Source organism: Actinomadura sp. 3N508 (assembly GCF_044326375.1).
Lineage (GTDB): Bacteria > Actinomycetota > Actinomycetes > Streptosporangiales > Streptosporangiaceae > Spirillospora.
Genome location: NZ_JBIRAX010000002.1, coordinates 27,243 through 46,625 on the forward strand (window position 1 = coordinate 27,243; position 19,383 = coordinate 46,625).

At 68.7% G+C, this 19,383-nt stretch carries 17 protein-coding genes and 1 tRNA gene; 13 read left to right on the plus strand and 5 right to left on the minus strand.

Translation table 11 applies throughout. The annotated features are described in order from the left end of the window. Window positions 1-69 precede the first annotated feature (69 nt). The 5 genes from ACH34S_RS06480 (at window position 70) to ACH34S_RS06500 (ending at window position 4,742) form a co-directional block, all read left to right on the plus strand. Complete coding sequence (locus tag ACH34S_RS06480) at window positions 70-294, plus strand: hypothetical protein (RefSeq protein WP_395951480.1); 225 nt, start codon at window positions 70-72, stop codon at window positions 292-294. 682 nt (window positions 295-976) lie between these two features. After that, complete coding sequence (locus ACH34S_RS06485; RefSeq protein WP_395951482.1) at window positions 977-1,807, plus strand: hypothetical protein; 831 nt, start codon at window positions 977-979, stop codon at window positions 1,805-1,807. A 271-nt stretch (window positions 1,808-2,078) separates the two neighbouring features. Next, window positions 2,079-2,191: transfer RNA gene (locus ACH34S_RS06490), tRNA-Lys, on the plus strand. Between the two features lie 1,505 nt (window positions 2,192-3,696). Then, a complete protein-coding gene (locus tag ACH34S_RS06495) occupies window positions 3,697-4,203 on the plus strand; it encodes a cupin domain-containing protein (protein WP_395951483.1) in 507 nt (168 codons plus the stop codon). A 74-nt stretch (window positions 4,204-4,277) separates the two neighbouring features. Next, window positions 4,278-4,742: a hypothetical protein gene (locus ACH34S_RS06500; protein WP_395951484.1), complete on the plus strand. Its 465-nt coding sequence runs from the start codon at window positions 4,278-4,280 to the stop codon at window positions 4,740-4,742. Between the two features lie 207 nt (window positions 4,743-4,949). On the opposite strand, the gene ACH34S_RS06505 is transcribed toward ACH34S_RS06500, so the two are convergent. After that, window positions 4,950-6,392: a PLP-dependent aminotransferase family protein gene (locus ACH34S_RS06505; RefSeq protein WP_395951485.1), complete on the minus strand. Its 1,443-nt coding sequence runs from the start codon at window positions 6,390-6,392 to the stop codon at window positions 4,950-4,952. A 295-nt stretch (window positions 6,393-6,687) separates the two neighbouring features. Between ACH34S_RS06505 and ACH34S_RS06510 the strand changes: the two genes are divergently transcribed. Next, window positions 6,688-6,876 carry a hypothetical protein gene (locus tag ACH34S_RS06510; RefSeq protein WP_395951486.1) on the plus strand — a complete coding sequence of 63 codons (189 nt, stop codon included), beginning with the start codon at window positions 6,688-6,690 and terminating at the stop codon, window positions 6,874-6,876. 175 nt (window positions 6,877-7,051) lie between these two features. On the opposite strand, the gene ACH34S_RS06515 is transcribed toward ACH34S_RS06510, so the two are convergent. Then, the gene (locus ACH34S_RS06515; protein WP_395951487.1) at window positions 7,052-8,092 is read right to left on the minus strand and encodes a beta-propeller fold lactonase family protein; all 1,041 of its coding nucleotides are present in this window, start codon (window positions 8,090-8,092) and stop codon (window positions 7,052-7,054) included. A gap of 178 nt (window positions 8,093-8,270) precedes the next feature. Continuing rightward, window positions 8,271-9,173: a hypothetical protein gene (locus ACH34S_RS06520; protein WP_395951488.1), complete on the minus strand. Its 903-nt coding sequence runs from the start codon at window positions 9,171-9,173 to the stop codon at window positions 8,271-8,273. A 1,063-nt stretch (window positions 9,174-10,236) separates the two neighbouring features. On the opposite strand from ACH34S_RS06520, the gene ACH34S_RS06525 reads away from it, so the two are divergent. Further along, a complete protein-coding gene (locus ACH34S_RS06525; protein WP_395951489.1) occupies window positions 10,237-10,368 on the plus strand; it encodes a hypothetical protein in 132 nt (43 codons plus the stop codon). 254 nt (window positions 10,369-10,622) lie between these two features. Further along, the gene (locus ACH34S_RS06530) at window positions 10,623-10,994 is read left to right on the plus strand and encodes a transposase (RefSeq protein ID WP_395951490.1); all 372 of its coding nucleotides are present in this window, start codon (window positions 10,623-10,625) and stop codon (window positions 10,992-10,994) included. 497 nt (window positions 10,995-11,491) lie between these two features. On the opposite strand, the gene ACH34S_RS06535 is transcribed toward ACH34S_RS06530, so the two are convergent. Together ACH34S_RS06535 and ACH34S_RS06540 are read right to left on the minus strand one after the other, a co-directional pair. Next, the gene (locus ACH34S_RS06535) at window positions 11,492-12,463 is read right to left on the minus strand and encodes a hypothetical protein (RefSeq protein ID WP_395951491.1); all 972 of its coding nucleotides are present in this window, start codon (window positions 12,461-12,463) and stop codon (window positions 11,492-11,494) included. A gap of 1,506 nt (window positions 12,464-13,969) precedes the next feature. After that, the gene (locus ACH34S_RS06540; protein ID WP_395951492.1) at window positions 13,970-14,260 is read right to left on the minus strand and encodes a hypothetical protein; all 291 of its coding nucleotides are present in this window, start codon (window positions 14,258-14,260) and stop codon (window positions 13,970-13,972) included. A 428-nt stretch (window positions 14,261-14,688) separates the two neighbouring features. Between ACH34S_RS06540 and ACH34S_RS06545 the strand changes: the two genes are divergently transcribed. The 5 genes from ACH34S_RS06545 to ACH34S_RS06565 all read left to right on the plus strand — a co-directional run bounded on the left by ACH34S_RS06545 (window position 14,689) and on the right by ACH34S_RS06565 (window position 19,374). Further along, window positions 14,689-14,817, plus strand: a complete 129-nt coding sequence (locus ACH34S_RS06545) for a hypothetical protein (RefSeq protein ID WP_395951493.1) — start codon at window positions 14,689-14,691, stop codon at window positions 14,815-14,817. 324 nt (window positions 14,818-15,141) lie between these two features. Next, window positions 15,142-15,984 (plus strand): hypothetical protein, encoded by an 843-nt coding sequence (locus ACH34S_RS06550; RefSeq protein WP_395951494.1) that lies wholly within the window; start codon window positions 15,142-15,144, stop codon window positions 15,982-15,984. A gap of 131 nt (window positions 15,985-16,115) precedes the next feature. Further along, window positions 16,116-16,637 (plus strand): hypothetical protein, encoded by a 522-nt coding sequence (locus ACH34S_RS06555; protein ID WP_395951495.1) that lies wholly within the window; start codon window positions 16,116-16,118, stop codon window positions 16,635-16,637. 138 nt (window positions 16,638-16,775) lie between these two features. Continuing rightward, window positions 16,776-18,188, plus strand: coding sequence for a diacylglycerol/lipid kinase family protein (locus ACH34S_RS06560; protein ID WP_395951496.1), 1,413 nt, complete (start codon window positions 16,776-16,778; stop codon window positions 18,186-18,188). Continuing rightward, a complete protein-coding gene (locus ACH34S_RS06565; protein ID WP_395951497.1) occupies window positions 18,178-19,374 on the plus strand; it encodes a PPK2 family polyphosphate kinase in 1,197 nt (398 codons plus the stop codon). The genes ACH34S_RS06560 and ACH34S_RS06565 overlap by 11 nt, the downstream gene beginning before the upstream one ends. Window positions 19,375-19,383: the final 9 nt, after the last annotated feature.

Here is a 19,383-nt window from a genome sequence, read left to right on the forward strand (position 1 = left end):
GCCGCTTCTCCTCACGGACAGAGAAACCGCAAGACGCGCCATTGCTCACGTCTCACGGACACGCCAACTGTGATCGCCCTCGACAATGCGTCCACCACTAAAAATGATCAAGATGCACGGGCGGTCACCGTGCGTGGCGAACACACAGAAAAGGAGGTCAAATACCGAGACAAGTCCTTTTTCGGTCACCATGACAACCGACTCATAGCACCAGGCGTCCGCACGCGCGGCAAACAGGTGTTCAAAAAGGCCAAGATTGAAGTGACCCCAAAAGTCAAAATCGGTCATGAATGATCTCACGATAAGGAATTGGAACGTGGAGATCAGTGCGACCAGACCTGCCCACATCGCCTTGGGCCGGTCCTAGCACCCTTCCGCCCGGCATTTAACCTGCAGGTCACGGGTTCAGCCCCACCTGGGCAAACAAAGAAAATGCCCGGTTCGCCGACCGCCCGACGTGCCCCACTTCATCCCCACGGTCGCTCGACGCCCGCTCGGAGGCTCGCCCCAGGCTCGAGATGGCAGCAACTGGCCTGGTCTTCGGCCATCGGGTTCGCTTGCTCAGGTAGCACGTCCGGGCATCCCGCACTGCTCCTCAGCCCTGAGTGCGTTCGAGACACGGAGTAGCCCTGCTGCATGGCAATGCCTCGGTGCGTGTTTGAGGAGTTCTCGTAGTCGGTGCGGGTGCGTGACGTTTGGTGTCGCGTCGGTTCGGTCAGGGGGGCGGGGTGATTCGGCGGCCCCGGTTTCGTTCCGTTCCGCTGTCACCCTCAGTCCCGCTGTCAGACCAAGCCTCTACGCTCCCCGCATGACTCGGACCACGCCGCCACGGCCCGTCGACCTTGGCTCCGTTTTCCCCGAACTGTCTCGCCACGCGCGGACGGCAACACGGCTTCATCCCCGGCCCGGCTCACCGGGAATACGGGAAAGCTCGATCGGCGGCCCCCTATGGTGGCCGGCCGACGAGCCTTGGCCGATGTGTACGCAAAAGCACGACCCTTACGGACCGGTCGAGCGGCTCGACCACGAACGCCGTCGTCGCGAGGTCCTCGCGGAGGCTTGGAGCCGGATTCCGCTCGGCTCCAGCGCGGACTTCACCCCGCAGCAGCGGGCGGAGCTGGACCGCCCGGATGACACCGAGCCGTCCCCGCCGCCGGAGGGGCCGGTGCCGTTCCTGGCATTCGCGCAACTGTACGCACGCGACATCCCTGACCTGGCACCGCCACCGCACGCCGATCTGCTGCAGGTGCTGTGGTGTCCATGGGACCACGACTACCTCTCCTGCCCGGCGGTGGTCCTGCGGTGGCGGCGGGCGGACGAGGTCACCGTCGCGCTCGATCCGCAGCCCGAACCGGAACTGATGGAGTACGACACCTACCTGCCCGACCCATGCGTCCTGTATCCGGAGCAGATCGTCGAGTATCAGTACGCCGATTTTCTGCCCGACGACCTGCAGCGCAGGCTGAAAGAGTGGAGCCAGGAGACCGGCCACAGCTACCACGACCTGTCGATCGCCTCCGGGATGAAGGTCGGCGGCTGGTCCTCCTGGCACCTCACCGATCCCTACCCCATGATCTGTGAGTGCGGCGCCGACCTTGAACTACTGCTGTGCATCGACGGTTCCGAATGGGACGGCAACGGCACCTGGCAACCGGTCGAGGACATCGAGATCGAAGCGGCCGAGCAGTTCCACCGCCTTCCCCACCTCAACAGCCCGACCAACATCACAATCGGCCGGGGCTACGGCCTGTGGATTTTCACCTGCCCCGTTTCACACGACCACCCGCACCAGATGAGCATGCAATGAATGCGCCGCCTTGGCCGTGCTGATCCCGACAGCGCGAGCTACGGGCACGGTTCACTAACACCGCGAACCGGCAACCAGCGCGGCCCCAACCCACCCGGTGCACTTGCTGAACACTGCCCCGCGTCGTTGAAATCGAGGGCCACGTTCCAACTCTCGCCAGAGGTAGGAGTGCTGAAGGCGGCAAGCACAGCAGTCCCCGCTTGTTTGCTCGTTGTCTGCTCGGCGGTTCCGAAACGCGAGGGCACTGAGCGGGATTTAGCGGCACAGCAATGGGCCTCGATGAGGACAGAATGGTATAGGCCGACACTGAAAGCACTGCACTGATATGACAATTTCGGACTTTTAATCCGTAGGTTGTGGGTTCGAGTCCCACGCGACCCACCACCTGTGACCAGCCCAAACAAAGAAAATGCCCGGTTCGCCAGCCGCCCGACATGCCCCACTTCGTCCCCGCAGTTGCTCCATGCCTGCTCGGCGACTCGCCCCCGGGCTCACGATGACCCGACTGCTCTGGTCCTCCCTAGCCAGCCCAGCGGGAGTTGCCCACCTCCTGCCCCTGCCGGCATTGGCAGGGACCTGATCAAGCCGGCGCGCGGCGATCGTCCGCGGCGCCCGGCGGTGCCAGTGATGTGGGGTTCAGTGGGTGAGTGGTTCGAGTTGAACGGTGCGGTTCATCTGCCGCTGCCATGCGCGGTGTTCGCGTCCGGTCCACGTTTCTCCGGGCACGCCCTCCCCCAGTGACCTGGCTCTGACCTGGGAGGACGTTCCAACGAGGGGGCCGGCCGATGAAGGCGTACAGGCCAAGCGTGGATGCGCGGATCTCCGAGTCCGAGGGCCGCGCCCCGAAGGCGCCGTGTCAACGGGTGGATCTCCAACCGCTTGGGCCTCCGCCGGGTCGGCGTGCACCCGTCCAGAAGTCATGCGCGAAGTTCGCCATCGCAACGATCATGGGGGTGGCCGGGGGGTGCTGGCTGCCGGGTGCGCGCAGGAGGATCCGCCCGCTCCCCCGACGACTCGAACATGGCCGACCACTCAAGCGCCCAGCCCGACGACGTCGGATCCGAGTCCGACGAGCGAGGCTCCCGCATCGAGCCCTCGGCGGACGGCTCAGGAGCCGGAGCGGAGCCTTCCATCTGAGTGCAGGCACGCGGTAGGAGGGAGTGTGCGACACAGTTGCATTGAGGCGCCGGGAGTGTCGCCGAAGGAAGAGCAGATCCGGCAGTGGTGTCGGCGCCTCAACCCCCTGGCGACCGCCATACCCCCCGGCCGCCGGACCTTAGCCCAGCCCTCCAGTTTGATCGCCCTCCAGAGAGTGGAGGGGGCCAGGCCTACGCGCCCGCGCGTCGCAGTTTTTCAGGCTCGGGCACATTTCGTGGCCGGGCTAGTCGACGAGCAGGACGTGCTTGCGGAGTAGGTCCGGACATACATTTGCGTTTTATCATCTTGGTCCGGTCCACATGGCCTTTGAACTGGCGGTCTTGGCGATTGAGCGATATTCCCGCCGACGCGACGATCGAGCCAGTCGGAGCGCGTGCGCGCCGACTGGGGCAACTCAAGGCGCCGATCGGCGGGCAGTGCGTCCAGTTCGGCCTGGGTAGCTGGCGCCCACAGGCATGCTTACCTCCTCCGGAGGGCGAGAGCTCGTCTGCCTCACGCAGATCGAGCCACGAACTCCGGGCGGTTGAACCGGCTGCAGCCGGTCATGCGGCGGTCGCCCAGTGCTCGCGATCAGCCGTCTTCACCCCAGCATGCTTCTCCTTCGACGGGGCGATTGACCCATGCTTTTTGCCAGCGAATGAACCATCTGGTGGGTCTTTGAGCGTCGTAGATTCATCGGTGTCAGCAAGGAGTGCCTGGTGGGAAGCCGGGCCGGACAGCCGGGAGAATTTGTGAACGCCGCGGTCTCGAACCAGTCGAACGCCCCCGTTCTGGTCCGCTCCGAGAGCGCCGAGTCCCTCCAGGACGGCGCGACGAGCCTGATCACGCTGCTTGCCGACGCGGGCGCGACCGGTGGGGCGCTCACCGCCAACAAGGCCACGTTCCAGAAGGGTTCGCCGGGCGCTCCCACGCACTTCCACACCAAGGCGACCGAGATGTTCTTCGTCCTGGACGGCACGATGCGGATCCTGGTGGACGAGGAGATCCTGATCCTGGGCAGGGGCGACTTCCTCACCGTCCCGCCGACCGTGCCGCACGCGTTCGCGCCGGCTCCCGGCAGCGAGGCCGAGATGTTGGTGGTCTTCACCCCTGGCCTGGAGCGCTTCGATTACTACCGGCTACTGGAGCGTGTCTACCGTGGCGAGGCCACGGTGCAGGACATCCGCGACAGCTCGCAGCAGTACGACAATCACTACTTCGACAGCCCCGTGTGGTCGAAGGCCCTCGCCGAGGACTGAACCCGCCGCCGGGTCGCGTGTCCCGGCGGCCCGAACGGGTGTTCCTCCCCGCACTTCCGAAAGTGGTTTTCCCCATGCCCTCGGCACTTGGGCGAGCCCCGGCCGGTACCGCCGCGCTGCTCGCCTTCGTAGTGATCGCACCGGACGGGCCGCACGCCGGTGGCCGTTCGATGGACGTCGCGGGAGCGTCGACCTCGACGATCGGGGTCACCGCCGTGGTGTGCGCCCTGGTGCAGGGGGCCGGAGTCCGGATGGCTCTCGCCCGTGATGCTGACCGCCGCGCTCGCGGCGCCGTCATGTTCGCCGTTTTCATCGCGGTCGAACGGCGCCGCGCCGACCCGCTGATGCCGCTGCGGTTGTTCGTCAATCGCGAACTGAGCGTGGGGATGGCCGTCACGTTCTTGTACATGGGCACTTCCGATGGCCGCCATCGCGGTCGGCCTGGTCCTGCTGGTGGCCGTCGCCAGCGCGGGTTTGGACGGGCTTGGGGCCAGGTTCTGCGTACCGCGACCAACGGCGGACTGCGTAGACGATATTGATCGCCGCGGCGGGGCATCGCGGCGACCGCGCTGATCGCGCTCGGTCTGCGCGAGCACCGCACTACGCCGGTCGTCGAGCGTCAGGCGCAGACCGGCAGTCGATCGGTCATGCACATTTGATCGGTACGGGTCCGGCGTGCTGTCGCCCCCTTCGGGTGGCACCACGCTCTGGCGTTCTGGATCGCTTCGGACGGGGCGGTGCACCGGTCAGGCGTCGGAGGGCGGCGGCAAGGCGCGGCACAGCACGTCGAGTGCCGGTCGGTAGCGGTGGTCGGGAGGTGTGGCGTATCCGACGACCAGTCCGTCGCGGTGGGGTTGTGGGCTGTCAGGGTGGCGGAACGTTGCGAGGCCGTCGAGCGCCACGCCCGTCCGGGTGGCCGCCTGGACGGCCGGGCCCTCGGTACCGGGTGGAAGACGCAGGACCGCGTGCAGTCCGGCCGCGATCCCGGTCACCGCGATGTGCGGGGCGCGTTCGGCCAACGTCGCCACGAGCAGGTTGCGCCGGGCACGATAGCGCTGCCGCATGCGGCGGATGTGCTTGTCGTAGTTTCCGGACCCGATGAGCTCCGCGAGCGCCAGCTGGTCGGTTACGCCCGTCCACGCCTCGCGCAATCCTTTGGCCGTGAGCATCGCGTCGACCAGGTGCGGCGGCAGCACCATCCAGCCGACCCGGATCGCCGGGGACAGGCTCTTGCTCACCGAACCGAGGTAGACGACGTGATCAGGATCAAGCCCCTGGAGGGCGCCCACCGGTTCACGGTCATAGCGGAACTCGCCGTCGTAGTCGTCCTCCAGCACCACACCGCCACGGCCGCGCGCCCAGTCGACGGCCGCGGCACGGCGCGCCGGATGCAGCGGGCCGCCGGTCGGGAACTGGTGAGCGGGCGTGAGGAGAACGGCGCCTGCCCCGCGCCGCGACGCGATACCAGGGTGCGACGCCAGTTCGTCGGTCCGTGCGCCCCTCTCATCAAGGCCCAACGGGATCGTGCGCACTCCGGCGGCGGCCAGGATGTCGCGGTGGAAGGGCAGGCCGTACGGCTCGACGGCCAGCGGTCCAGACAGCACGCCGCCGAACAGCAGACGCAGCCCGTGCGCGAACCCGGCGCAGACGACGATCTGGTCAGGTGAGGCAGCCACGCCACGCGCGCGTGCGAGGTACTCGGCCAGCGCGCGACGCAGTTCGGGGCGTCCCTGCGGATCGCCAGGGGCGAACGCGTCATGCGGCGCGGCGGTCATCGCACGGCGGACGGCCGTGCCCCACGCGGCACGGGGAAAGGACGTCGCGTCGGGCTGTCCCTGCCGCAGATTGTGGGCGACGGCGCCCGCCTTGTGGCCAGGGGCCTTCCCGGGCGCAGGACGCTGCTTGGCGACGACGCGTGCGGCGACCCGGGTCCCGGAACCCTGCCGGGCGGTCAACCAGCCTTCGGCGACCAACTCGGCGTACGCGTCCGCGACCGTGTTGCGCGCCACCCCCAGATCCACCGCCAGCGAACGATACGGCGGCAGCCGGGTCCCCGGCGCGAGCCGCCCGCTGCGCACCGCCTCCCGCAGCGCCGCCGCCACCGCCGCCCGGCGAGGCCCCGTGGGCGACAGCTCAAGATGCAGGTCAGAGCCCGCCTCACGGGCAGAATTGACCCGAGAGTCCGGCACTCGGCCGCCCCTTCGATCGGTCTATCGGCCCCTTAGACTAGCCGCCTGACCGACAGCCCCTGATCTCCTGCCCCTCCCGGGTGGACTTCCGCATCCCCGCCGCGCATGTTCAAGCTCCGCAACGGCTTCGCCGCCGCCCGCCACTCGATCAGCTCCGCGCAGGGGCCGGTGAGCGTGTTCTTGCCGGGAGCGGACGCGAGTCCCAACCTCAACTATGACCAGGTCGAACGCGGCGACGGCCTCGTGAACAGCCCACCGGCCACATCGAGCCGTTTACGCGGTGGCGGTAAGCCAGGTGGAGAGCCAGACCGTCACCGCCTCCGGCAGCGACGACGGGACGGTGCGGGCATGGGACGCGGATGGCCTCGCAATGACAACCACCTTCGAGGACGAGATCGTTACCGTTGCAGCCGCTGCCGATGACGGACTCGCAGCACCTCTCGGCATTCTTCGTCGCCGCCTTGACCGAGAGTTCATGATCTGAGCGGGCTGAGAGCTTCACCTGCACCGAACAACACGATCGGATCCGCGGTCCCGCCCGCCTCGATCAGGCCGCCGGCCCACGCCTGAGCACCGCTCGCGTCTTCAGATCGGGCGCCACCATCCGGGCATGCTCCAGGGAGCCGTTCAGGTGGCATCACCAAGGCGGATTCGGACGGTCAGCGGGTCACGGTGACGACCGAGACGGTGTGGGAGCCGGTATTGGTGACGTAGAGGTAGTCGCCGTCCGGTCCTGAGGCGGTCCAGCGGGGGTCGTCGCCGACGGCGACGTCGCCGAGGACACGGTGGGTGCGGGTGTCGAAGATGCTGACGGTGTCGGAGCCGGAGTTGGCGACGTAGGCGATGCGGCCACCGCGGTAGAGGTTGAGGCCGCGGGGGTTGGCGCCGACGGTGATGGTGTCGGTGACGGTGCGAGTGCGGGTGCTGATGACCGAGACGGTCCCGCCGATGGTGTTGGAGATGTAGAGGGTCCGGCCGTCGGGGGTGACGAAGGCGCCGCGGGGTTCGTCGCCGACGGTGATGGTCGCGGCCACCTTCTGGCTGCGGGTGTCGATGACCGCGACGTTGTCGGAGTCGGAGTTGGCGGAGTAGGCGGTGCGGCCGTCGGGAGTGAAGGCGATGCCGCGCGGGGACAGGCCGACGGGGATGTTGCCGGTGACGGCGTGGGTGGCGGTGTCGATGACGGTGACGACGCCGGATCCGGTGCTGCTGACGTAGGCGTGGCGGCCGTCGGGAGCGACTTCGACCCAGCGGGGGGCGTCGCCGACGGTGACGGTCTTGATGACCTTCCGGGTGTGGGTGTCGATCACCGACAGGTCGTCGGAGTCGCGGTTGGGAATGTAGACGAAGTCACCATCGCGCACGAACGCGACGCCGTAGGGGAACTTGCCGACCTCGATGGTGGCGACCGCCTTCCGGGTCTCCACGTCGATGACCGAGACGGTGTTGGATCCGGCGTTGGCGACGTAGGCGGTCTCATGGTCGGGGTCGAACGCCACCGCGCGGGGGTTGAGGCCGACGTTGATGGTGGCCAGCAGGACGGGCTTGTAGGACGGGCGGCCCGCCGGGGCACCGTGGCCGGCGGGCTGGTCGGCGTGGGCGGCGGGGGCGGGCAGGGACCCGGCCGTGAGGAGCGCGGTACCGGCCAGGAGCGCGAGCGAGGCGGCACGGATTTTCGATGCAGGGCTGTGGTGAGTCATCGCGGGTTCCACATCAGTTCTGGGAGTAGGCCATCGGGCAGACTCCTGGGTTGATGGTCATCCGGCAGGTGAGCACTTTGGGTTCCTGGACGTTTTGAGTCCCTGACGAAAGATCGTGCCCTGCCGGTCGGCGGGAGAGTTGATCGCTGGGAGAGCGGGTGAGCGCTTGGAGGCGGGTTTACTTTGCGGGGGCGCGTGTCGGGGCGGAGGGCATCGCCGGGGCGTCGGGGGTGCGCTGGTGAAGGGCTTGGGCGTAAAGGCCGCCCATGAGGATCAGGGCGATCGGCAGGACGTAGTCGCCGTCGCGTTCCACGAATTGGAACCATTCTTGCCCGACGAGGGGCCGCAGCAGTTCGGTACCGAGTTTCCAGGCCAAAGTGAAGAGCAGTAGCGCACGCCACGGTTTGATGAGTATGGCCAGGCCGAGAAAGATCTCGAAAGTCCCGAACACCACCATGAGATGGGCGGACTCGACCGTGGAACGGGTTATGCCGAAGAAGTCGAAGAAGTCGTACCAGTAGGGCTTGTTCTCGAAAGCGCCGAATCCGCCGTGGCCGATGAGGAGCAGGGCCAGGCCGCCGCGGGCGGCCCAGTGCGCGGCGATGAGGGAGCGGTCGGAGACGGCGGTCGGCGCGTCGGCGCGCCGGAGCCAGCCGCGCACTGACCAGCCTCCCAGTCCGACGAGGATCAGCATGGCCGCCGGCATTCCGTAGTTGCCGCCGCGCTCCAGGAACTCCCACCAGCCTTCGCCGACGGCGGGGCGCAGCAGCGCGGTGAACACTCCCCACACGGTGGCGTGCAGCAGCAGGATCCTTGCGGGCCACACCAGGACGAGCAGTCCCACGCTGATGTCGATGGTGCCGGTGATGTAGAACATGTAGTCGAGGGCGAAGTCGGCGGAGATGCCGAACATGTCGTAGTAGGGCAGCCAGGCCCGCGAGCGACTCAGTCCCGCCCATCCGTGCCCCACGTATTCCACGGCCACTCCGATCCGCAGCAGCCAGTACAGTTTGGTCAGGGTCGGGGCCTGGACAATCGCCTCCCACCTGCCCGTCCATTCCCTCGGGGTGATCTGACTCATCTCGAACACCGCCAATCGTGGTCGAATTTCTCGGACACCGATGAAGGTAGGCGCGGGCGGCGCGGAGAAACAGTGCAATGCCTGCCAGCTTGCGGAGTCGATAGGTCTTCGGAATTGGGCACGGCAAATGAACGACTCCGCGCTCGACGACCGGCATTAATGGCCGAATTCGCAATTAAGTGCGAGACTGGAGGCAATTACGTGCGGCCTGGCGTCGGGCCGGACCGCACCGGTCGCGTGTGTCGCCCCGGGTTTCGGACACGGCGGGGCGTAAAGGTCGAGGAACGGCAGGGAGCGCCTGTTCCGCCGGGCCCGACGGGGCCCAGATGTCGCTGGGGCCCCGGTCAGTGCGGCCGGGGCACGCGGCGCACAATGCGCTGCTGGCGGAGCGGATCGTCAGGCACGGGGGCCTCCGGGGGGCGGGGGGCGGGGAGCGGGGCCGTCGGACAGCGGCCTTGACCTCATGAAAACACATCAATGACTATTGCATCAATGGTGTTTGATCCATCCTTGCTTCGAGAGCGGGCGGCCGCGCATCGTGCGCGTGCGACCCGGCGCGGCCGGCGATCGTCGAGGCACTGTTGCTCGGCGACCTGGCTCCGGGGGAGGTCGGGCGCCTGCGGGGCTTGCCGTCCAACCTGCCGGCCCACCACCTGGGGGTGTTACAGGCGGCGGGACTCGTCGAGCGGACGCGCTCGGAAGTCGACCGACGAGGCAGGTACGTGCGCCTGATTCCCTCCGTGTTGCGGGCGCTGAATCCGATCACGCCGCTGACGGTGCCGCGGATGGTGTTCGTTTGCACCCGCAACGAGGCCCGCTCCCCCCTGGCCGCCGCGATCTGGGCGGACCGTTCTCCGATCCCGGTCGCCTCCGCAGGCATCCGGCCCGCCCCGCGCGTTTCACCCACTGCCGCCAGCACCGCCCACTGCCCACCGGCACGGGCCGCGGTTGCAAAGCCGTGACACCGTGCACGTCGACGACGTGCTGGCCCCACCGATCTGCTCGTCGCCGTGTGCGACAGCGCTTACCGGGCGCTGGGCCCCGCCCCACAGCGCGTCCACTGGTGGTTCCCGACCCGGGCCCTGCCGACACCGAGAAGATCTTCGAGGAGGTCTTCGGCCAGCCCGCCGAGCGCATCGACTGGCTCGCCGCCATCGCCACCGCGACCCCGGCGGAACCCGCCACCACGAGCTGACCGGTCCGCCCGCTGAACGCCAAGCCCCAACCGCTTCTCTTTTCAGACCGTGACTGGCGCCGCACTGATCCGGTCCCCGGGTTGACGCTGTGTGCCAACTTCGGCTGTGCACCCTGCTCGCTGCCGCAGACCCTGAAGCCCGGTGGAACCTTCCCGGATCTCGGCCGGGCGATGCCCCCTACGTGCGGTCGTCCGCCCGCCGCGCCTGCTCTCCCCCGGCTTTCCGGAATCGATCTTGAGAGACCGCGGGCTTGGTGACGCCGAAGGAGGCCTCACGTCAGGCCCAAGCCGTATCCCCCAAGCTCCGTCGCAAAGCCCTGGAGCTTGTCGAATCCGGGCGAAGCGTGCACGAGGTCGCGGCAGTACTCGGCATCGCCGAGGCGTGCCTGCACCAGTGGCGTTCCCCCGATCGGTCGAGCGGGGAGCCAAGGCGCCCAGTACCAAGGCAGTCGAGTCGGCGGCTTTGGCCGCGGCCAACAATCACAGGAAGTGGGAATAGCCACCGCGAAAGGGAAGGATCCGGCAACGCCTCGAAAGGTGCCGTCCGGGCTTCGAGGTCCTGCGTCTTGGAAGGCGCAGCGCCTCCGCAACGGCACAGGTCTGGCCGCGGCCGGGTCGCCGGATGAGGTGATCCGCAATCTTCGGAACGTGATCGTGAGGTTGCTAGTGGGGTTGGCGGCGATCGGTGGGGCCCGTCTCATGCTGGCCGGGGGGCGGTGGGGTGGAGGCGGCCAACAGGATGCTGCTGTACGCCGCGATCGATCGGGTACTCAGTGGCGGTGCCGACTCCGGTGCTGGTCAAGCTGCTGCAGAGCATCGTGGGCGAGCCCTCGTGACAGCGCCCGCTGAGCAGTCACCCCGATCCGCTGGTCTCGGGTCGTTGCCGACCTGCGTGGCCAGGGGTGGCGGTGCTCGTGGCGCTGGTGGCCGGGGCGTGGATGGGGGTGTCGGTGCAGCTTTCGCGCACCGGTTTCGCCGATCGGGCCGAGCCCGTCTCCGGCGGCTCCGGTGAGCCCGGTGTCGGGATACCGGAATCTCAGGCTGATTCTCGGGTCGGGTAGATCCTCAAGAGCCGAGGGGTACACACAGACCGGCGATTCCACTCGTCCGCCCACGGATGCTGTCAACTGAGCCGGCCGTGCTCGTCGCCAAGGTGCGGATTCCCCGCCTGGACACAACGGGGCCGGGTTCGTCGCTGGTAGGACACGCCCGCTATCGCCAGGGACCATCCGTACCCGGCGAACCCGGTCGCGGCGGAGCAGCCGAGGAGGTACTCGGCGGCTGAGCCGTCCATGTCCAGCACGCCGGTGAACTGGAGGAGGAGGTAGATCCAGGCGCCCGTCCCATAGGACGCGAGGGTGGGCGCGATCAGCCAGACCGGCGATATGGGCAGGAAGCGCGGCACCCGCCTGCCGGACAGCCACAGCGTCCAGCGCGGGAAGATCATTCCCCATTCGCGCACCAGTCCTTGAAGCAGGAATTCGGCGGGAAGCGCGGTGCCGATGACGAAGGCGGGGATGAACAGGTCGCCAGGGGCCGCCAGGTCGCCGCCGCGAAACGGTGGTGCGTCGGCGAAACGCAGCAGGTGGCACGTGTAGTAGGGGACGACGGCCAGGCCGCCGAGGCGGGCGACGCGGTGGATGCGGCCGGACGCCGGAGGTGCGGGACGCACGACCGCCGCTACCGATCCCGGCGGGTGGGCCGCGCGGCCGCACCGTGGGCAGGTGCTCCGCGTGCGATGCCGCCACGACAAGGCCGTCGCGAGGAACAAGGCCGCCACGGCGGCGAAGCCGAGCCGCTGGCCGAACCCATCCCAGTCCGGGCGGCCTTCGCGGTCGCGCACGGTACCGTCCACGACCAGCTCGATGAGGTTGAGCAGCACGAACACGCTGCCCGCCAGCGCGAGCGCCACCGTCGTCCACAACCCGGCCGACACCACCGCCGGCGGTAGCCTCCGGCCCCACCCGCGCACCGTCGCCAGGGCCAGGCCCGCCGCCATGACGAGCACGGCCGCGGCCGTCCAGCCCAGGTACGGGACGCCATACAGCGTCCAGCCGCCCATGCTGATCGCGAGCAGGACACCGCCGTACAGCAAGGCCCATCCACCGGCGGCATAGCCCGCCCATAACGGCCACTGCCGCCACCAACGGAGCGAATCCGGCAAAGGATCGGACACGGGCAGGATGTTCACGCATGACCTCCACGATGCGTTCGTCCCCGCCAGCCTCCCCCCGCCGCCCGATCCCGCGCCTCGCCCGTAGGTACCCGCCCCCTCACCCGCACGAGGAAGGGCATTCAAGCCCGGCCTGTAATCCGTAGGTTGTTAGCGCATGGGCTCGGTGGGCTCAGTGGCCACACCGCCGGGGGACTCCACCCCGGGCAGGCTCCCCGTGTGGCGTGGAGAGGCCGAAGATGCTGATTCACCGCGCCCAGGAACGCCATCACCGAACCCAGGCACTCGTGGCTCGCTCCGCGTTGTTTCCTAACCCCGCGGCTCGATACCGACGAGACATCGACAACGGGCTCCTTGCCTCTGCTCCAGCCGAAGCCCATTGACAGCCGTTGGCGATTCTCTCAGCCCGCCCACCTGCACACTAATCGCTGAGGGCAGCCGGCCCATGCCGTCCTTGGCGTACCGATCGTCCAGCTCGGGCACTGGTGCTCGTCGAGCTGAGAGCTCGCTGGGGCGGGATGTCTCATTTGGCACGGTTCATTTCTCTTCCTCGCGACCAATTTGCAGGCTGATGTTACATGGGCTATATTCATGCCTGTCGGAACCGGAAACGGTTCGGGCACCACAGATGGCCGCGCCGTGGTGGAGGGTCGGCCTGCTTCTTTCGGGGGTAGGGAGCAGGTCGGCTCGACCGCTGAAGGAGCGGCCGTCATCCCGGGGGATATGGGCCGCCCCGGATCCGTCGCGCCGGTGGGCCTGCACCAGCGCGGCCAGCGGGTCAGCGTCCGCAACCGGGGGCTTCGGCGATCCCGCAGTCGCCGAAGAGAGCGGACGCCCCGCGGATCAGCACCCCCCGGTCTCGGGACCGGGGGGTGCGCGGTCAAAGGAGCAGGGTTGATGAAGACACCACAATCGGCGGCGGAGCCGCCTCAGGTCTCCACCGGGTAGGTCCCGCGCATACGCCCGGGATATATGTATTTCCTTACGCTGAACGGCTCGACGGTTACGACGTGAAGCGGTCGGTTCTCGACCAAGTCGCGACATCTTCGGAACGGTGGCCTGTCGGCTTTCGCGTATCAGTCTGTTGCCCGTCGGGTGGCATGGGTGTGGCTATTTTGCCTTAGCGACGGTGATTGTTCGCCGTGCTCACGGCGTGGAATCCTTCTATGATGTGGAAGAGAAATTCCATAGAGGGTGAGCCCATTCCAGGGCCTGTGCATGGACCGGCTCCGGCAACTTGTGGCGGGCCTGCGGAGGGACCGCATCCGTCGCAACCACCACGATCGAAGTGCGTCACTGAGAGCACCAGGGCCAACCTGACAGGCCGAACCGGCTTGAGAAGGACTGGATGCGCGAGGGCCGCGACCGTTAATAAAATGTGCATTCATGTCGCGTGTGCGGCCTTGGATGGATGCCCTGGACCGCACTTCAGCGTGTGGCTTGCAGAACAGAATTCAGGAGCGGTTCTACCAACTCAAGGATCCAGCATCGCCAGCCCGCGAACTCGCCTTCGGCGATATAGGTGGGCGGCGGGAGTGTGGTCACGCCATAGTGCTCGAAAACCTCGTCTAACCAGGAATTATCGCGTTCGGTGATGTCGTCCGGCCGGTCGTAGGCAATGAGCGTTCCATGATGCACGACGACAAGAGCCCCACCTTCGGGCGATACCAGATTCGCGTCAAAATCCCTGGCGATGGCCACGGATCCGAGATCGCCCACCCATCCTCCTCAACCCAGAAGAGCCTCCCCCAATACTGCCCTCCCAAAAAAGTAAAGGTACAGGAGTGGTCTCAGTTATGGTAGAGGCGTTATGAGATTTGACGTGTTTCCGTTCCAGTCGGGACCAGGACGGCTACACCAGACGACGTAGGACTCTTTCGGCGCGGGATACTTCCGTGCCAGGGAGCGGTGAGCGCCTCTTTCCGGCGTACGGCCCGAACGGCGGAGCCTGCGATCCGGGGTTGGAACGGACGATTTTGCAGCCCACACATGTTACTTTCCGCAGACCGAAGCTGCGTGATCGTCGAGACCGAACCTGTCTGGCGTCGATGTGATATCCGAAAAACACTAAGGGCCGTAGCTGCGCTTCTAGCGATCAGGATCTACCTTTCCCGAGTTCAGGTTCGACGCGCACGTAGCGCGTCCCGATGGTGGTTCGGAAGGACGTCCCACGCGAGCACGGGGTGAGGACGGGCATGAACCTGGCCGAGCTCAGGAGCCGGGGCGACATCAGGGAGCTGAAGTACCAGCAGGCCAAGGCCGAAATCCTCGCCTGAACACTGCTCACGCCTGACCCGGCCGCCGTCCGATAGGCCAGCCTTCCGGTGCCGATCTCATCCGCTGCGGGTGAGTTGCCGGGGTGATGGCGTCGCGAGACTGACCCCAGTCTTGGCCGGCGGGAACATCGGATTCGGGGGCTGAACCACATGTCATTGGAACAGAGCGGTCTCCTCGCCGACGGCCCGCCTGCCACGCAGCGCTGGCTCGCATGCGACGGGCCTATGGTGCCCCTCTCGGGCAGTAGGCGGCGTCGACGCCCCGCGGCCCGGCCCGCCGGGCAGCACACGACCACGGTGACGTGGGTTGACGACGGAGACCCCGTGGGCCTCGACGCCTTCCAGAAGGCCGTCGAGAACGCCGACCGGCGCGCAGAACCAGGGGCGAAGGTCGAGCACGCACTGTGCACGAGCGGCGCCGGGCTCAATGACGCGTGGTGCCGTTTCCTCGCCGAGCGGGACATGCTCGTCGGGCTCTCGGTGGACGGCGCCATGGCCACCCAGAACTCCGTTGAAGGCGGCACGGTGGCGCACCGGCAGATGTTCGAGGCCGCCCGGCTGCTGCGCAGGCACGGGGTCGACTGCAACGTCGTCTGCCTTGTGCATGCCGGCAACGCCGACCGTCCGCACGAGCTCTACCAGTGTTTCCGGGACGGGATCGGGATACGGCACGTCCAGTTCCTTCCCGTCGTGGAACGCACCGATCCCATCCGGCGCGGCGGGGACCTGCGAGCGGGCCCACCCACGGTCTCCGAGCGGACGATCACTCCGGAGCAGTGGGGCGCCTTCCTCGTGGCGGTGTTCGACGAGTGGGTGCGCCACGACGTCGGCCGGCAGTTCGTCAAGATCTTCGAGGACACGCTGGCTTCCTGGTCGGCCGCGACGCGGCGACCTCGGGCGGCACGCGCCGGAGGGGAGCGGCTGCCGCTCGACTGCCGCTGCTGCCCGGTCCTGTTCGCCTGCGAGGGAGGCCGTCCGGCCGACCGGTTCGCCGAGTCACCGCACGGGGAGCCCGGCCTGAACTATCTGTGCGCGGGATACCGGAGGTTCTTCGACCACGTTGACCAGCCGATGCGCGTGATGGCGGCCCTCCTCCGCGGTGGCCGTGACGCCGACGCGATCATGAAGATCCTGGCGCGATACGAGCGGGGGCGACCGGCCGCATGAAGGCGCTCCCGTAAACGTCGATCGTCAACTCTGCGCGACTCACCCCGGGCAGGTGATGCCGCGGCCGCCGGGTGCGCGGAGTCTGGAGGCCGGCGCCGGGATGCCGGGAGCACGAGCGGACGGGCGGAGAAATGGCAGGGCAACTGGACGGGCGGCGGACGGCCACCGGACCGGACGACCGGGAGCGCACCGACTATTCCGGCGCCGTGTACGGTTCGCTGCTGGCCGCGTCCGTGGTCGTGGGGGCGAGCCCACGGCACGACCCCGCCCCCGCGACGACGGTCATCGCTCTGCTGCTCGCGACCGGGCTGGTGTTCTGGCTGGCGCACGTGTACGCGGGCCTCGCCGGGGACCGGCGGGACGGCCGGCGGCTGGACCGGCCGGGAATCAGGTCGGCCGGACGGCGCGAGTGGCCGCTGGCGCAGGCGGCCGTCCCGCCCGCGGCGGCCGCCGCCTGCTGCGGGCTCATCGGCCTGTCCAACGCGACGGCGTCCTGGGCCGCCCTGCTCGTGGCCCTCGGAGGGCAGGTCGGCTGGGCCGTGGTCGCGGACGCCAGGTCACACGCCACCGGACGTCTGATCGTCATGTCCGCAGTGGTCAACCTGCTGCTCGGCATGCTCATCGTCGCCATCAAGGCGACGCTTACCCACTGACGGCACGCTCACCGGGCCGCTCACCGAGCCCGACTGTGATGACCAGCGCACATCGCGGCGTTCCCGCACCGTGTCCGTCGGCGGCGTCACCCGTGCCAGGTGATGTGCGGTCAACTCGCCCGATGGTGCGATCAGCCCGTGCCAGACAACTTCGTAAGGCGTCTCTCCTGTCGGCCGCGCCTGGCCGCGAGGCTGTGTCTGCTGTTCGTGGTCGCCGCCGTGACGCTGCTGCTGCTGTCCGCCGGGTTCAGGGCCCTCACCCTCCTAGCTATCGGGGCCGCCGGGTTGGCGGTCACGGCGGCCGCGCTGTGGTGGGCGCTGACACACCGAGGCGCGGCCAGGGTCGCGGCCCTGGCGCTGGCCGTGGGCGCGCCGGTCGCCGTCCTGGCCCGCTATGTCGCGGTCGGGCTGCTCTGGGCCGTGCTGGCCGCGCTGGTCCTCTGGGCGCTGGCGGTCCTGTGCGGCCGGGCCGCGCTGCGCGGGGCCGCCCGGCCCCGCGCAGAGCAGCCGGCCCCGCCTCCCCAGCGGCCCTTCCTCATCATGAATCCGCGGTCGGGCGGCGGGAAGGTCGGCCGGTTCAGGCTGAGCGAGCGGGCCCGCGAACTCGGCGCGCAGGTCCTCGTCCTCGATCCGGACCGCCCCACGGACATCGCCGCACTGGCCCGCCGAGCCATAGCCGGCGGGGCCGACCTGCTCGGCGTCGCCGGCGGCGACGGCACGCAGGCGCTGGTCGCCGAAGTCGCCGCCATGCACGGCGTCCCGTTCATGGTCATCCCGGCCGGGACCCGCAACCACTTCGCCCACGATCTCGGCCTCGACCGCACCGACCCGTCGCGCTCGCTGGCCGCCCTCACCGGCGCGGCCGTCGAACTGCGCGTGGACCTGGGGCTGGTCGGCGGGCGCGTGTTCGTCAACAACGCCTCCTTCGGCGCCTACGCCGCCGTCGTACACAGCCCCGACTACCGCGAGGGGAAGATCCGCACGACCCTGGACATGCTGCCCGGCCTGCTGGTCCACCACGGCGGCCCGCGGCTGACCGTAAAGGCTGGGCCGGCGGTCCTGGACGGCCCGCAGGCGGTCCTGGTGAGCAACAACCCCTACCAGGGCGGCGACCCCGCCGGCGCCGGACGCCGGGAACGGCTGAACTCCGGTGCGCTCGGCATCCTCGCCCTCACCGCCGACAGCGCCGGACAGGCCGCCCGGCTGCTGCGCGGCACACGCGGCAGACGCGGCGGCCTCACCACGCTGACCGCACACGTGGTGGTCATCGAGGCCGACGCACCGCAGATCCCGGTCGGCGTCGACGGCGAAGCCCTCACCCTCACCACCCCCGTCACCTGCGTGATCCGGCCCGGCGCCCTACGCGTGCGGGTACCACGCGACCACCACACACCGCCGCCCGCCAAGCCCCGGCTGGACTGGCGCGAACTCCTCCGGGTCGCGTTCGCCCGCGGCGGCACCCCGCACCCGGAGCTCGGCGCGGCCGCCGGGCCGTCCCGCCCACCGGATGACCGTCTCGATCAGGAGGGATGTACCGGCGATGACCGCTGAGAGGGCCAGGCGTATCGCGGAGTTCATCGAGCCGCTGAAGGTCGCGTCCGGGACGAGGGTGAACCTCACCGAGGACTTCGACCCGGCCTACAAGGCGGGGGTCGTGAAGAAGAGGGGCGGCGTGGACCTGCTCCGGACGGGGACCGAGCTGCTGGCCGACTACCAGCGGCGGCTCGCCGCCCACGACACGTGGGGCCTGCTGGTGTGTCTGCAAGCGCTGGACGCTGGCGGCAAGGACGGGACGATCCGGCCCGTGATGAGCGGCGTGAATCCGCAGGGCGTCCACGTCGCCGGGTTCAAGGTGCCGTCGTCGGAGGAACTCGACCACGACTACCTGTGGCGGTACGCGCGCCGTCTCCGGTCCCATTACGAGGAGGTTCTGGTGGTGCGCGTCCACCCGGAGAACCTGGACCGGCAGCGGCTCCCGGACGGCGCGAAGGGCAAGGACGTGTGGGAGCGCTCGCGGCGGGCTCCCCGGTACCGGGAGATCAACGACTGGGAGCGCTACCTCTCCGGCAACGGCTTCAAGGTCGTCAAGCTGTCCCTCAACCTGTCGAAGGAGGAGCAGCGGACCCGCTTTCTCAAGCGCGTCGACGTCCCCGAGCGGAATTGGAAGTTCTCGGATGCCGCCGTTCGCGAACGCGCGCATTGGGACGACTACCAGGCCGCGTTCTCGCAGATGCTCTCCGCGACGAGCACCGATTGGGCGCCCTGGTACGTCGTCCCGGCGGATCGCGAGTGGTTCGCGGGCATCTGCGCGAGCGTGGTGCTCGCTCACGCGCTGATCAAGCTCGATCCCCGGTATCCGGAGGTGGGCGGGGAGGCGCGCCGCGAGCCGGCGGAGGCCGGGCGGGGCCTCCTGAAGGAGGCTCCGAAGAGCGCCCCGGCCGACCCCGACCACGCGAAGCGGGTGATGCTCGGCGAGTTCGTCCTCGCCGTGATGGTCACCCAGATGGACGTCTTCCACCGGCTGCTCGGCACGACCGAACTCGGCCTGCGGCAGTTCGGGCGGGCGCTCGGCCCGGCGCCTGCGCTGCTCATTCTGTGGGAGCTGGGGAAGGCGCTGGCGCGCCGCCACGCCGTCCGCGCAGACACCACCCCCGCGGACACCACCCCCGCAGACGCCGCCCCCACCGACGCCGTCCCCCCAGACACCATCCCGGCCGGCGCGTCCGCGGGGCGTTGAGGCTGCTCA